Consider the following 14,068-nt stretch of genomic DNA (forward strand, 5'->3'; position numbering starts at 1 on the left):
AGCATTGTCGAACGTTGGTGACTGAGGGGACGGAGGAAGGGGCTGCGATGGCACGCAACATCCAGTCGCTCGAACGGGCCGCCGCGATGCTGCGGCTGCTCGCGGGCGGGGAGCGACGGCTCGGCCTCTCGGAAATCGCTTCCGCCCTTGGCCTGGCCAAGGGCACGGCCCACGGCATTCTGCGCACCCTGCAGGCGGAGGGCTTCGTCGAGCAGGACTCCGCGTCGGGCCGCTATCAGCTCGGCGCCGAACTGCTGCGCCTGGGCAACAGCTATCTGGACGTGCACGAGCTGCGGGCCCGCGCCCTGGTGTGGACCGACGACCTGGCCCGCTCCAGCGGCGAGAGCGTCTACCTGGGGGTCCTGCACCAGCAGGGCGTCCTGATCGTGCACCACGTCTTCCGGCCCGACGACAGCCGCCAGGTCCTGGAGGTGGGCGCCATGCAGCCGCTGCACTCCACGGCGCTCGGCAAGGTGCTCGCCGCGTACGACCCGGTGGCGCACAGCGAGGCCGCCGAGGCCGACTGGCAGACCTTCACCTCGCGCACCGTCGTCGACCCCGACGACTTCGAGGGCGTACTCGATCTGACCCGCGCGCGCGGGTACGCGGCCGACGTCGAGGAGACCTGGGAGGGCATCGCCTCGGTGGCGGCCCCCATTCACGACCGGCGGCGCATGCCGGTCGGGGCGGTCGGCATCACGGGGGCCGTGGAGCGCGTCCAGAAGGACGGCGAGCTCCGGTCTGACCTGATTGCCGCCGTACGGGATTGTGCGCGGGCTGTGTCGCGGGACCTGGGCGCTGGGCGGTTCTAGCTCCGCTGGTAGGCCGGTCCATCACCTGCGAGCCCGTCGTGGCTGGTCGCGCCCACGCGGCGGAGCCGCACATGTCACAGCCCCGCGCCCCTTCGGGGCCCTGCTCAACATGCAGGGTGCACCCTTCTGCGCGACCATCGATGGACGGTTTCACCCCCGTGATCACCGATAACCCGGAACGATCAATAACGATCGTGCTTTCAATAACAGAGCTCTTGACGAGCTACTGACCCCGGGGTGAGACTCGCGTCCATCGGTCGGCATTGTCGAACACCTACCGGCATTACGCGCTAGAGTGTGGCAAGGCCAAGGGCCGGCAACGACCTCACCTGAGGTCGCGGACCACCGGAGGGACCCGGGGTTCGCCTTCCCCTGGACGAAGGACAAAGGAGTCGCGGGTGTCCAGCTCCGACATCTTCATCGGCGAGACCATCGGTACCGCCGTACTCATCTTGCTCGGCGGTGGCGTCTGCGCCGCCGTCACGCTCAAGGCCTCCAAGGCCAAGGACGCAGGTTGGCTCGCGATCACCTTCGGGTGGGGCTTCGCGGTGCTGACTGCCGCCTACCTGGCGGGTGGCGTCTCTGGCGCCCACCTCAACCCGGCGGTCACCATCGGTCTCGCGATCGAGGGCGGCACCAAGTGGAGCGACGTTCCGCTCTACCTGGTCTCGCAGCTGTTCGGCGCGATGATCGGTGCCGTCCTGGTGTGGCTCACCTACCTGGGCCAGTTCCAGGCGCATCTGACCGACCCGGCGATCCTGGCCTCGAAGCCCCACGAGGAGGGCATGGTCGACGAGAAGGCCGCGCCCAAGGCCGGCCCCGTGCTCGGCATCTTCTCGACAGGCCCCGAGATCCGGAACTACGCGCAGAACGTGCTCACCGAGGTCATCGCGACCGTCGTACTGGTCCTGGCGATCCTCACCCAGGGCCTGAACGACGGCGGCAACGGCATCGGCGTGCTCGGCGCCCTGGTCACCGCGCTCGTCGTGGTCGGCATCGGCCTCTCGCTGGGCGGCCCGACGGGCTACGCCATCAACCCGGTCCGTGACCTGGGTCCGCGCATCGTGCACTCCCTGCTCCCGCTGCCGAACAAGGGCGGCTCGGACTGGACGTACGCCTGGGTGCCGGTCGTCGGTCCGCTGATCGGCGGAGCCATCGCGGGCGGTATCTACAACCTCGCGTTCAAGTAGGACCGCGACCGCTACCGATGACCGCCTGAGACTGCCTGAGACCGCCGAGCAAGAACTCTGGAGCACACCGTGACCACCGACGCACACACCGCAGGCCCCTTCATCGCGGCCATCGACCAGGGCACCACGTCCAGCCGCTGCATCGTCTTCGACAAGGACGGCCGGATCGTCTCGGTCGACCAGAAGGAGCACGAGCAGATCTTCCCGAAGCCGGGCTGGGTCGAGCACGACGCCGCCGAGATCTGGACCAACGTCCAGGAGGTCGTCGCGAGCGCCATCGCCAAGGCCGAGATCACCCGCGACGACATCAAGGCGATCGGCATCACCAACCAGCGTGAGACCACGCTGCTCTGGGACAAGAACACCGGCGAGCCGGTGCACAACGCCATCGTCTGGCAGGACACCCGCACCGACGCCCTGTGCAAGGAGCTCGGCCGCAACGTCGGCCAGGACCGTTTCCGCCGTGAGACGGGCCTGCCGCTGGCCAGCTACTTCGCCGGGCCGAAGGCCCGCTGGCTGCTCGACAACGTCGAGGGCCTGCGCGAGCGCGCCGAGGCCGGCGACATCCTCTTCGGGACCATGGACTCCTGGGTCATCTGGAACCTGACGGGCGGTGTCAACGGCGGCCGGCACGTCACCGACGTCACCAACGCCTCGCGCACCATGCTGATGAACCTGCACACCATGCAGTGGGACGAGAAGATCGCCGAGTCCATCGGCGTGCCGCTCGCGATGCTCCCCGAGATCCGCTCCTCCGCCGAGGTCTACGGCGAGGTTACCGGCGGCACCCTCGGCGACGTCCTCGGCGGCATCCCCGTCGCCTCCGCGCTCGGCGACCAGCAGGCGGCCCTCTTCGGCCAGACCTGTTTCGCCCAGGGCGAGGCCAAGTCCACGTACGGCACCGGCACCTTCATGCTGATGAACACCGGTGAGACGGCCATCAACTCCTACTCGGGCCTGCTGACCACGGTCGGCTACCAGATCGGCGACCAGAAGCCGGTCTACGCGCTCGAGGGTTCCATCGCCGTCACCGGCTCGCTGGTGCAGTGGATGCGCGACCAGATGGGCCTGATCAACTCCGCCGCCGAGATCGAGACGCTCGCGTCGTCGGTCGAGGACAACGGCGGTGCCTACTTCGTACCGGCCTTCTCCGGCCTGTTCGCCCCGTACTGGCGCTCCGACGCCCGCGGTGTGATCGCCGGTCTGACCCGGTACGTCACCAAGGCGCACATCGCGCGCGCCGTCCTGGAGGCCACGGCCTGGCAGACCCGTGAGATCACCGACGCCATGACGAAGGACTCCGGCGTCGAGCTCACGGCCCTCAAGGTCGACGGCGGCATGACCTCCAACAACCTGCTGATGCAGACGCTCTCGGACTTCCTGGACGCCCCCGTGGTGCGCCCGATGGTCGCCGAGACCACCTGCCTCGGTGCCGCCTATGCCGCCGGTCTCGCCGTCGGCTTCTGGTCCTCGACCGACGAGCTGCGCGCCAACTGGCGCCGGGCGGCGGAGTGGACCCCCCGCATGGACGCGGACACCCGCGACCGTGAGTACAAGAGCTGGCTCAAGGCCGTCGAGCGGACCATGGGCTGGCTCGAGGACGACGAAAGCTGACGAGGAGTAAGTCATGACCACCCTGCAGAGCGTCCCCGCCCTCGGGACGCATCCGGCTGCCGGTTCGCGCGCTTCCTTTGGAGTGGCGAGCCGCGCCGAGACCCGGGAGCAGCTTTCCAAGGCGACGTACGACCTCCTGGTGATCGGCGGCGGGATCCTGGGCATCTCCACCGCCTGGCATGCCGCGCAGTCGGGACTGCGGGTGGCCCTGGTGGACGCCGGTGACTTCGCCGGCGCCACCTCCTCCGCCTCCTCCAAGCTGCTCCACGGCGGTCTGCGCTACCTGCAGACCGGCGCGGTGAAGCTGGTCGCGGAGAACCACTTCGAGCGTCGCGCGGTGTCCCGTCAGGTGGCCCCCCACCTGGCGAACCCGCTCACCTTCTACCTGCCCGTCTACAAGGGCGGCCCGCACGGCGCGGCCAAGCTGGGCGCGGGCGTCTTCGCGTACAGCGCGCTGTCCGCGTTCGGTGACGGCGTCGGCCACCTGCTCAGCCCCTCCAAGGCCGCGCAGGACGTGCCGGAGCTGCGCACGGACAACCTGAAGGCCGTTGCCGTGTACGGCGACGACCAGATGAACGACTCCCGCATGGCCCTGATGACGGTCCGCGCGGCCGTCGAGGCCGGTGCCTCCGTCCTCAACCACGCCGAGGTCACGGGCCTGCGCTTCACCAAGGGCCGGGTCACCGGCGCAGAGCTCAAGGACCGTATGAGCGGCGACGAGTTCGGCGTCAACGCGCGGCTCGTGCTCAACGCGACCGGTCCGTGGGTCGACCACCTGCGCAAGATGGAGAACCCGGACGCGGCGCCCTCCATCCGCCTCTCCAAGGGCGCGCACCTGGTCCTCAAGCGCACCGCCCCCTGGAAGGCCGCGCTCGCGACCCCGATCGACAAGTACCGCATCACCTTCGCCCTCCCCTGGGAGGACATGCTCCTGCTCGGCACCACCGACGAGGAGTTCGAGGGCGACCCGGCCGACGTCAAGGTCACCGAGGCCGACACCGCGCAGATACTGGACGAGGCCGCGTTCTCCATCCGCGACCAGCAGCTGTCCCGTGACCTGATCACGTACTCCTTCGCGGGTCTGCGGGTCCTGCCCGGCGGCCCCGGCGACACCTCGAAGGCCAAGCGCGAGACGGTCGTCACCGAGGGCGCGGGCGGCATGCTCTCCGTCGCGGGCGGCAAGTGGACGACCTTCCGCCACATCGGCCGTACGGTGATGAAGAAGCTGGAGTCGCTGCCGGGCCACCCGCTCGGCGACGACTACGAGCCGATCTCGCAGCTGCAGAAGCGGCTTCCGCTGCCCGGCATCGCCAACCCGCGCGCGGTCGCGCACCGCCTCCTTGTCGACGGCCCCGCGCCAGGACCGCGGATGGCCGCCGACACCGCCAAGCACCTGGCGACGCACTACGGCTCGCTCTCCTTCGACATCGCCCGCCTGGCGAACGAGGACCCGGCGCTCGCCGAGCGGATCTCGCCGGACGCGCCGGAGATCTGGGCGCAGGTCGTCTACGCCCGTGACCACGAGTGGGCCGAGACGGCGGACGACGTCCTTCGCCGCCGCACGACCCTGACGATCCGTGGCCTCGCGTCGGACGACGTCCGCGCCAAGGTCCAGGACGTGCTCGACAAGAAGTAGGCACTGGTCGATCGTCGAAGGGGCGGCTCCCTCTGGGGGGCCGCCCCTTCGGCGTACCCGGCCGCGCTGCCATACCGCGTACATACGCGTGCAATACGCCGCGGGGAGAGTTGGAGGATGCCTCCGGTTCCTCTCGCAGTCCTTGACCTGGTCCCCATCAGCTCCGGCTCCGATGCCCCGACGGCGTTGCGCAACACCGTCGAACTGGCCCGCGCCGCCGAGGAGTTCGGCTACCGCCGCTACTGGCTTGCGGAGCACCATCTCAATCCGGGCGTCGCCGGTTCCGCGCCCGCCCTGGTGATCCAGGCCGTCGCGCAGGCGACGCGGGAGATCCGGGTGGGTTCGGGCGCGGTGCTGCTCGGGCATCAGACGCCGCTGTCGGTCGTGGAGCAGTTCGGGATCCTGGACGCGCTGCATCCGGGGCGGATCGACCTGGGCGTGGGGCGGTCGGGGCGGCCGCGCGGCACTCCCCCGGTGGCGCCCGCAGCCGAGCGCGGGGGCACCTTCACGGACGAGGGCCTCTATCTGCCGCCCAAGTTCACGGGCTTCGCCCGACTCCTTCGATCGCCGCGCTTCCGGCTGCAGTTGAGCCTGCTCCAGCAGCCGGGCGCGCAGACCCCGGCGTACGACGCGCAGATCGACGACATCCTCGCGCTCCTCGCCGGGACCTACCGCGACGAGGACGGCGTCGAGGCGCACGCGACGCCGGGTGACGGCGCCGACGTCGACGTATGGATCCTGGGCAGCAGTGCCGGGGAGAGCGCCGAGGTCGCGGGGGCGCGGGGGCTGCCCTTCGGGGCGAACTACCACGTCAGTCCGGGCACGGTGGTGGAGGCCGTGGAGGCCTACCGTGCGGCGTTCCGGCCCTCCGCCGTGCTGTCCGAGCCGTATGTGGCGGTGTCCGCCGATGTCGTCGTCGCGCCGGACGACGAGACAGCGCGGCGGCTCGCGGCCGGATACGCGCCGTGGGTGCGGTCCATCCGCAGCGCCGAGGGCGCGATCGAGTTCCCCACTCCCGAGGAAGCCGCCCGCCATCAATGGACGGACGAGGACCGGGAGTTGGTGGCCGACCGCGTCGACACCCAGTTCGTGGGCGCGCCCGAGACGGTGACGGAGCAGCTCGACGTGCTGCAACGGGCCACCGGAGCAGACGAGTTGCTGATCACCACCATCACGCACGACCACGCGGACCGGCTGCGTTCGTACGAGCTGCTCGCCCAGGCCTGGTTCAAGCGGGCCTGAGAGCAAGCAGGCCCGAGACAAGGAAGAGACGTCATGAAGTTCCAGGTACTGTCGATCATCGGTCATGCCCCGCACCCGCTGACCGGCCAACTCCCTTCCTCTGCCGACCGGTTGGCCGATGTGATCGAGGTCGGTGTGGCCGCGGAGGAGCTCGGCTATGACGCATACGCCGTCGGCGAGCGGCACGCGGGAGCCTTCCTGTCGTCGAGCCCGACGGTCGTGCTCGGCGCGCTGGCGGCGCGGACCACGCGCATCAAGCTGCTCACCGGAGTCACCGTCGTCGCGATCCTCGACCCCGTGCGGGTCGCCGAGGACTACGCGACGCTCGATCAGATCTCCCGCGGGCGCATCGAGTTGGTCATCGGCAAGGGCGCGGAGGCTGGGCACTTCGACCTCTTCGGGCTCGACGAGGAGCGGCAGTGGGATCTGCAGAAGGAGAAGTACGAGCTCCTCCGGCGGCTGTGGAGCGAGGAGAACGTCGACTGGGAGGGCGAGTTCAGGCCCGCCCTGAAGAACGTGACGACGGTGCCGCGCCCGTACGCGGGAGTGCCGAGGGTCTGGCACGGCTCGGCGACGTCCCTCAACTCCCCCGATCTGGCGGCCCGACATGGGGACCCGCTCTTCACCGCCAACGCCGTCCAGCCGCGCGCCGCGTACGCGAAGCTGATCGCGCACTACCGCGAGCGGTTCGAGGCGTACGGACATGATCCGGCCCGCGCCCATGTGGCGGCGGGCTCCGGCGGTCTGCTCGTCGCGGACTCGGCGGAACAGGCAGTCGCGCGCTACCGCGAGCTGTACGAGGCGAAGGTGCGGCAGTCTTTCAGGCCACACCTGGAGGGCAAGGCGGGCTACAACACGCCCTTCCGCACCATCGAGGACGCGATCGCGGACGGGCCCCAGCTGATCGGCTCCCCGCAGCAGATCATCGACAAGATCCTCGGCTACCACGAGGTGTACGGCCATGACCTGCAGTCCATCACCGTGGACGGGTTCGGCCTCGAGCGGGCCGAACAGATCGAGACGCTCCAGCGCTTCGCCGAGGAGATCGCGCCGGCGGTGCGCAGGGCCGCGCCGTCCACGCTGTGGGACGCCGTGTGACGGGCAGACACCGGGAGCTACGATCCGAAGACATCCCTGACCTGCCCTGGAGTGATCAATGACTCTCCTGACGACATGGGCCGAGTCCGGCCCCGAGACCGTCATACGCCGCACAACTGACCCGGCCGAGATCGCCGCCGCGCTCGCCCCCGTCGGCGTGCGCTACGAGCAGTGGCCGGTGCGCGAGGACGTGCCCGCCGACACGGACAGCGACACGGTCTTCGCCGCGTACCGCACGGAGATCGACAAGCTCAACGCCGAAGAGGGCTTCCAGACGGTCGACGTGGTGGCACTGCACCCCAGCGACGACCCCGCCTGGCCCGAGAAGGCGAAGGCGGCCCGGCAGAAGTTCCTCGCCGAGCACACGCACGACGACGATGACGAGGTCCGGTTCTTCGTCGCGGGCGCCGGGATCTTCTACCTCCACGTCGGCGGCGAAGTGCACGCGGTCTACTGCGAGAAGGGCGACCTGCTCGGCGTTCCGCGCGGCACCACGCACTGGTTCGACATGGGCACGTCCCCCGCGTTCACGGCGATCCGCTTCTTCCACGAGGAGGACGGCTGGATCGGCACGTTCACCGGCAGCCCGATCGCCGACCGCTTCCCGGACTTCGACACGATTCACGCGGGGTACGCCGCGTGAGTGTCTCTTTCAGCGCGGGCTCCGTGGATGCCGTGGTGCTCGACATCGAGGGCACCACGAGCGCCACGGGGTTCGTGGTGGACGTGCTCTATCCGTACGCGCGTGAACGGTTCGGGACGCTGCTGGCCTCGCGGGGCGATGAGCCGGAGGTGGCGCGGGCCGTCGCGCAGGTACGGGAGTTGGCCGGCGAGCCGGACGCCGATGCGGGACGGATCGAGAAGATCCTGCACGGCTGGGTGGACGAGGACCGCAAGGCGACACCCCTGAAGACCCTGCAGGGGATCCTCTGGGCGGAGGGGTTCGCGCGCGGCGAGCTGGTCTCGCACTTCTACCCCGAGGTGATCGGGGTGCTGCGGGGGTGGGCGGCGCACGGAGTGCGTCTTTACGTCTACTCGTCCGGGTCGGTGGCGGCGCAGCGCGCGTGGTTCACGTACTCGCCCGAGGGGTCGTTGATGGAGCTCGTGAGTGGCTTCTACGACACCGAGAACGCGGGGCCCAAGCAGGAGGCGGACTCCTACCGGGCCATTTCGGCGGCGGTGGGGGTGCGTGCGGATCGCACGCTGTTCCTCTCCGACCGGCCCGGTGAGCTGGACGCGGCGCGGGAGGCCGGGTGGCTGACGGTGGGCGTCCGGCGGGCCGGGGAGCCCTGTTTCGCCGCCGGGGTCGGCGGGCATCCGGAGGCGTTCGCCTTCGACGAGATCAATCTTTCGGCTTCGGCTTCGGCTTCGACTTCGACTTCGAGGGGCACGGCATGAGCGGGACCACTGCGCTGGACCTGGAGGAGGCGGGCGCCGTCCTGGCCGCCGAGGCGGCGCGGTTCGCCTCGTTCGGGTGGATGCGGGGTACGTCAGGGAACCTGTCCGTGGTCCTCTCGCGTACGCCGCTGCAGCTTGCCGTCACGGCGAGCGGGCGGGACAAGGGTGAACTCACGTCTGCGGACGTGGTGTTGACGGACGCGTCGGGCGCCGCGCTGGGGCCGGGGCGGCCGTCGGCGGAGGCCGCGCTGCATGCGCGGGTTGCGCGGCTCACCGGGGCGGGGGCGGTCGTCCATGTCCACACGGTGGCGTCGGTGGCCATGGGGCAACGGAAGCCGGAGGGTGTGGTGTTCCGTGACCTGGAGATGCTGAAGGGGCTCGGGCACGGGACGCACGAGGTCGAGGTGACGCTGCCGGTGATCGCCAACAGTCAGGACATGGCGGTGCTGGGCGATCGGCTGGAGGCGGCGCTTTCGCCGGGGATGCCGGCGGTGGTGGTGGCCGGGCACGGGATCTACGTCTGGGGTGCGGATCCTCGCGAGGCGCGGCACCGTACGGAGGTCGTGGAGTGGCTCCTGGAGCTGGAGCTGACCCGGGGGTAGCCCTGCGGGGCCTTCCCCAACCCCGCCCCTCCGGACGGGCTGATAAAGATGGCGACTGCCGGGCAATCGGGTGGGCGGGTGGGAAAGATCCGCCGCGAAGCGGCGGTCTAGAGCGGGGTCCGAGGCGGGGTTGGGGAAAGGAAAGCGCCCTTAGCCCAGCCCGCCCACCGGCAACTCGCCCGCCGAAACCTCCAGCACACCCCGCTCCGTCACCAGCCCCGTCACCAGCGAACCCGGCGTCACGTCGAACGCGGGGTTGTGGCCGCGCGAGCCGACCGGTGCCGTGCGGACGCCCGCCCACTCCAACACCTCGTCCTCGCCCCGCAGTTCGATGTGGATGTCCGAACCCGTCGCCGTGGCGAGATCGACCGTCGTCGTCGGCGCGGCCACCACGAACGGGATCCCCGCGTGCGCGCACGCCAGCGCGATCCCCACCGTGCCGACCTTGTTGGCCGTGTCGCCGTTCGCCGCGATCCGGTCCGCCCCGACGATCGCCGCGTCCACCTCACCCCGCAGGATCGTCCCCGCCGCGGCGCCGTCCGCCTGCACGAAGTGGGGTATCCCCTCCTGCACCAGCTCCCACGCGGTGAGCCGCGCGCCCTGCAGCAGGGGGCGGGTCTCATCGGCGTACACGGTCTCCAGGCGGCCACGGCCGTGGAGTTCGCGTATGACGCCGAGCGCCGTGCCCCAGCCCGCCGTGGCGAGCGCGCCCGTGTTGCAGTGGGTGAGGATCCGCAGCGGGCGGTCCGCGGCCGCGGGGACGCGCTTGAGGAGCCAGTCGGCGCCGAACGCGCCCATCGCGTGGTTCGCCTCCAGGTCCTCCCGCACGATCGCGTCCGCCTCGGCGAGCACCGCCGGCAGACCCGCGTCGATGAGCGGGGCGACCCGGTCCACGCAGACCATCAGGTTCACGGCAGTGGGTCGTGCCGCGCGCACGCGGGCCACCTCCGCGTCAAGGCGCGCCCGGTCCCAGCCCTCGCGTTCGCCCTGCGCCATGGCGAGCGCGACGCCGTAACCACCGGCCGCGCCGATCGCGGGCGCGCCGCGCACCACGAGCCGCACGATGGCGTCGATCAACTGGTCGACGGTGGTGACGTCGAGGCGGTTCAGGGCGTGCGGCAGCGCGGTCTGGTCGATGAGCGAGAGGGACGGGACAGCGCCGCCCTCCGCGGCCGCCGTCCACGTGACGGCGCGCAGATCCTGGCTGGTCATGGTGGTCAACTCCGAAGAAACAGGGGCGATTAGGGCCTTGGGAGGAGGGGTGCCGTCACCGTACCCGACGGGCTCGAACCATATTTCGAGACGTTCGTGCGGCTGTCCGAAATCCGGTGTTACCCTCACCGCCACCCAGGACGGATCGACCCACGGTGCGAGGAGGACAGCCATGTACGACGCCATCTACGGCACGGACGTCATGCGCTGCCCCGCCGTGTCCTGCGACGCCCGGCGCATGTGCCGCTGTCGTTGCTGTCGCTCCTGTCGCCGCTGAGCGACACTGCTCCGCACCGTCCGCTCCCCGCCGCCGCCTGGGCTCCCAGGCACCTTCGAGAAGGCGCTCCCCTATGTCCCTCTCCACGCGCATATCCCTCCGGATCGCCGCCGCCACCTTCGGCGCCGTCCTCCTCGCCTCCGGCTGCAACGCCGCCGCCGACAAGGGCGGCTCCGACGGCGACAAGGGCGCCAAGGCGTTCACGCTCGTCACGCCGGACCCCGTGGCCCAGAACGAGTTCCTCAAACTGGCCGTCTCCGGTGTGAAGTCGGCCGCGAAGGCGCAGGGCGCCGGGACGCCGAAGGTCTTCCAGAGCAGCGACACGTCCTCGCGGCAGCAGAACGTGCAGTCGGCCGTGGACTCCGCGCCCGACGTCATCGCGCTGGTCGGCTTCGAGTTCTCGGACATCGCGGCGCAGCAGGCCGAGGCGCACCCCAAGCAGCAGTTCCTGCTGGTCGACGCTTGCACGAAGAAGACGTACAAGAACGTCACGTGCGCGGTCTTCCGGGAGCACGAGGCGGTGTATCTCGCGGGCGCGGAGGCGGGTCTGCTCACCAAGAGCAAGAAGGTGGGCGCCGTCGACGTCCTCGACACCCCGCAGTTCCGGCGCTACAGCGAGCCGTTCGCGGCCGGTGCGAAGAAGGTCCGGCCGAAGGCCACGTCGCGCACGCTGTTCGTGGGCGGGCAGTCGCCGTTCAATGACGCGGCGCGCGCCAAGGATCAGGCGGCGACGCTCGGTTCGGGCGGGGCCGACCAGGTGATGGCGGCCGCGGCGGGCGGCAACACGGGCGTCTTCCAGGCGGCGAAGTCCGGTGGCTTCAAGGCGTACGGCGTGGACGCCAACCAGTGCCTGACGAGCCCCGGCAACGTCGTGGACAACGTACTGAAGAAGACCGATGTCGCCGTCGAGAAGGGCATCGCGCAGATCCTGAAGGGCAAGGGCGGCAGCACGGTGTCGTACGGCCTGAAGGAAGGCGGCATGTCGCTGACGGCGCTCGAGCCGGGGCTCGCGGACTCCAAGTGCCTGATCGCCGGCCACAAGGACGTGCTCAAGCGCGTCGAGTCGCTGCGGGACGACATCGTCGCCGGGAAGCTGAAGGTCAATGACCCCGCGGCCTGAGTCCGTCACGGCCGGTACGCCCGCCGTCGAACTCCGCGGGATCACCAAGGAGTTCCCCGGCACACTCGCCAACGACCGGGTGGATCTGACCGTCGCGCGCGGTGAGATCCACGCCCTGATGGGCGAGAACGGCGCGGGCAAGTCGACGCTGATGTCGGTGCTCTACGGCCTCCGGCGGCCGGACGCCGGGCAGATCCTGCTCGACGGGCGCGAGGTGACGTTCGCCAGTCCGAGCGAGGCGATCGCCGCCGGGCTCGGCATGGTGCACCAGAGCTTCAAGCTCTTCCCTTCCTTCACGGTCGCGGAGAACGTGGTGTACGCCGCCGAGCCGCGCCGCTTCGGTCTGACGGACCGGGCGGAGGCGGTGCGGCGTGTGGGTGCGCTCGCGAAGGAGCACGGGCTCGCGGTGGATCCGGCGGCGAAGGTCGGGGACCTGCCGGTGGGTGTGCGTCAGCGCGTCGAGATCCTCAAACTCCTTTACCGGGGCGCCCGTACGCTCATCCTCGACGAGCCGACGGCGGTGCTGACTCCGGCGGAGGCCGACGCGCTCTTCGCGGTTCTCCGCTCCCTCGCGGACGACGGCCGCACGGTCCTCCTGGTCACCCACAAGCTGCGTGAGGTGATGGAGGGCAGCGACGCGGTGACGGTCCTGCGGGACGGCCGGGTGGCCGCACGGATGCGCACCTCTGACACCACGGCGGACGGGATCGCGGCGGCGATGACGGGCCGCGCGGTCGAACTGGACCGGGTGCACCCATCGGGCACACCGGGCGGTCAGGTCTTGACCGTGACGGGCCTGAGCACGGACGCCGTCCACGACGTCTCGCTCACCGTGCGCGCCGGGGAGATCGTCGGCGTCGCGGGCGTGGCGGGCAACGGCCAGTCCGAACTGGCCGAGGCGGTCGCGGGCCTGCGTCCGCTCACCGCCGGTCACGTCACCCTCTCCGGGCAGGACATCACCGAGGCGACGGCCGCGGGCCGCCGTGCGGCGGGTCTGGCGTACGTCCCCGAGGACCGCACGGCGGTCGGCACGGCACCGGCCGCGACGATCGCCGACAACCTGGCCATGGGCCACCACCGGGGCCACGGCCTGCTCCGCCCCTCCTGGCTCCGCGAACACGCCCGCGTCCTGATCGACCGCTTCGGCATCAAGGCGGCGTCGTCCCGGCACACGGCGGGCTCACTGTCCGGCGGCAACCTCCAAAAACTGGTCATCGGCCGCGAACTGGCCCATGAATCCCCCCTGTTGATCGTCGAACAGCCCACCCGAGGCGTCGACATCGGCGCCATCCAGACCATCCACGACCAACTGATCGCCCACCGCGACGCGGGCCACGCGATCCTCCTGGTCTCCGCCGAACTCAGCGAGATCCGCGGCCTCTCGGACCGCGTCCTGGTGATGTACGAGGGCCGGGTGGCAGCGGAGTACGCCCGCGACGAGGCGGACGAGCAGACGCTCGGTCTTGCGATGGCGGGCGGGGCCGACGCGAGCGCCGCGGCGGGCTCGAGGGACAGCTCCGACGCCGCGACGGCAGCGGGCCAGCCGGGCAACGACCGGCCGAAGGCAGCACCTTCCGCGCGCACCGCATCGGACACACAGGCACTCGGGCTCAAGAAGGCAAGCGGGGCCGACGCGCACCCCACGGCGGGCCCGGCGGACGGCTCCGGCGCCGCGGCACCGACCGATGTGGCGGGCGACACCGCGGCGGAGACGGCGCCCTCCGCGGACGAGCGGGCACTCGGGCCCGCGACGGCGGGCAGTGCCGATGCCGCTGCCTCCCACGGCAGTCGGCCCGATGGCGGTCCCTCCGTCGTCCCCGCTCCGCGCGAGAGTGACGACACCGCCCCCGTGAAGGAGGCCCCCTGA

General features: G+C 70.7%; 12 protein-coding genes. 11 read left to right on the forward strand and 1 reads right to left on the reverse strand.

The features are described 5' to 3' along the window. Positions 1–47 precede the first annotated feature (47 nt). From AB0G47_RS21790 to mtnB, 9 genes are all read left to right on the forward strand, one after another. A complete protein-coding gene (locus AB0G47_RS21790; RefSeq protein WP_360772266.1) occupies positions 48–812 on the forward strand; it encodes an IclR family transcriptional regulator in 765 nt (254 codons plus the stop codon). 398 nt (positions 813–1,210) lie between these two features. Next, positions 1,211–2,002: an MIP/aquaporin family protein gene (locus AB0G47_RS21795; protein ID WP_360772269.1), complete on the forward strand. Its 792-nt coding sequence runs from the start codon at positions 1,211–1,213 to the stop codon at positions 2,000–2,002. 69 nt (positions 2,003–2,071) lie between these two features. Then, on the forward strand, positions 2,072–3,616 hold the full coding sequence (glpK, locus tag AB0G47_RS21800) for a glycerol kinase GlpK (protein ID WP_360772272.1): 1,545 nt from the start codon (positions 2,072–2,074) through the stop codon (positions 3,614–3,616). A 13-nt stretch (positions 3,617–3,629) separates the two neighbouring features. Continuing rightward, a complete protein-coding gene (locus AB0G47_RS21805; protein WP_360772275.1) occupies positions 3,630–5,252 on the forward strand; it encodes a glycerol-3-phosphate dehydrogenase/oxidase in 1,623 nt (540 codons plus the stop codon). Between the two features lie 117 nt (positions 5,253–5,369). Further along, positions 5,370–6,494, forward strand: a complete 1,125-nt coding sequence (locus tag AB0G47_RS21810; protein ID WP_360772278.1) for an LLM class flavin-dependent oxidoreductase — start codon at positions 5,370–5,372, stop codon at positions 6,492–6,494. A 33-nt stretch (positions 6,495–6,527) separates the two neighbouring features. Further along, on the forward strand, positions 6,528–7,592 hold the full coding sequence (locus AB0G47_RS21815; RefSeq protein ID WP_360772280.1) for an LLM class flavin-dependent oxidoreductase: 1,065 nt from the start codon (positions 6,528–6,530) through the stop codon (positions 7,590–7,592). 58 nt (positions 7,593–7,650) lie between these two features. After that, positions 7,651–8,235, forward strand: a complete 585-nt coding sequence (locus AB0G47_RS21820) for a cupin (RefSeq protein WP_360772285.1) — start codon at positions 7,651–7,653, stop codon at positions 8,233–8,235. Continuing rightward, positions 8,232–8,990 carry an acireductone synthase gene (gene mtnC, locus AB0G47_RS21825; RefSeq protein WP_360772287.1) on the forward strand — a complete coding sequence of 253 codons (759 nt, stop codon included), beginning with the start codon at positions 8,232–8,234 and terminating at the stop codon, positions 8,988–8,990. The genes AB0G47_RS21820 and mtnC overlap by 4 nt, the downstream gene beginning before the upstream one ends. Next, positions 8,987–9,592 (forward strand): methylthioribulose 1-phosphate dehydratase, encoded by a 606-nt coding sequence (gene mtnB, locus AB0G47_RS21830; protein WP_360772290.1) that lies wholly within the window; start codon positions 8,987–8,989, stop codon positions 9,590–9,592. Before mtnC ends, mtnB begins: the two co-directional genes overlap by 4 nt. A gap of 150 nt (positions 9,593–9,742) precedes the next feature. Here the strand turns inward: mtnB and mtnA are convergent, their stop codons facing one another. Then, the gene (gene mtnA / locus AB0G47_RS21835; RefSeq protein ID WP_360772293.1) at positions 9,743–10,804 is read right to left on the reverse strand and encodes an S-methyl-5-thioribose-1-phosphate isomerase; all 1,062 of its coding nucleotides are present in this window, start codon (positions 10,802–10,804) and stop codon (positions 9,743–9,745) included. A 350-nt stretch (positions 10,805–11,154) separates the two neighbouring features. Between mtnA and AB0G47_RS21840 the strand changes: the two genes are divergently transcribed. Both AB0G47_RS21840 and AB0G47_RS21845 read left to right on the forward strand, forming a co-directional pair. After that, positions 11,155–12,201, forward strand: a complete 1,047-nt coding sequence (locus tag AB0G47_RS21840) for a BMP family ABC transporter substrate-binding protein (protein WP_360772295.1) — start codon at positions 11,155–11,157, stop codon at positions 12,199–12,201. Then, the gene (locus AB0G47_RS21845) at positions 12,185–14,068 is read left to right on the forward strand and encodes an ABC transporter ATP-binding protein (protein WP_360772297.1); all 1,884 of its coding nucleotides are present in this window, start codon (positions 12,185–12,187) and stop codon (positions 14,066–14,068) included. The genes AB0G47_RS21840 and AB0G47_RS21845 overlap by 17 nt, the downstream gene beginning before the upstream one ends.

The organism is Streptomyces sp. NPDC021622 (assembly GCF_040640795.1).
Lineage (GTDB): Bacteria > Actinomycetota > Actinomycetes > Streptomycetales > Streptomycetaceae > Streptomyces.

Coding starts and splice junctions, on each gene's coding strand:
- AB0G47_RS21815 (WP_360772280.1), top strand. CDS start 6,528: ATGAAGTTCCAGGTACTGTCGATCATCGGTCATGCCCCGCACCCGCTG.
- AB0G47_RS21805 (WP_360772275.1), top strand. CDS start 3,630: ATGACCACCCTGCAGAGCGTCCCCGCCCTCGGGACGCATCCGGCTGCC.
- AB0G47_RS21845 (WP_360772297.1), top strand. CDS start 12,185: ATGACCCCGCGGCCTGAGTCCGTCACGGCCGGTACGCCCGCCGTCGAA.
- mtnB (WP_360772290.1), top strand. CDS start 8,987: ATGAGCGGGACCACTGCGCTGGACCTGGAGGAGGCGGGCGCCGTCCTG.
- mtnA (WP_360772293.1), bottom strand. CDS start 10,804: ATGACCAGCCAGGATCTGCGCGCCGTCACGTGGACGGCGGCCGCGGAG.
- AB0G47_RS21790 (WP_360772266.1), top strand. CDS start 48: ATGGCACGCAACATCCAGTCGCTCGAACGGGCCGCCGCGATGCTGCGG.
- AB0G47_RS21840 (WP_360772295.1), top strand. CDS start 11,155: ATGTCCCTCTCCACGCGCATATCCCTCCGGATCGCCGCCGCCACCTTC.
- AB0G47_RS21820 (WP_360772285.1), top strand. CDS start 7,651: ATGACTCTCCTGACGACATGGGCCGAGTCCGGCCCCGAGACCGTCATA.
- AB0G47_RS21810 (WP_360772278.1), top strand. CDS start 5,370: ATGCCTCCGGTTCCTCTCGCAGTCCTTGACCTGGTCCCCATCAGCTCC.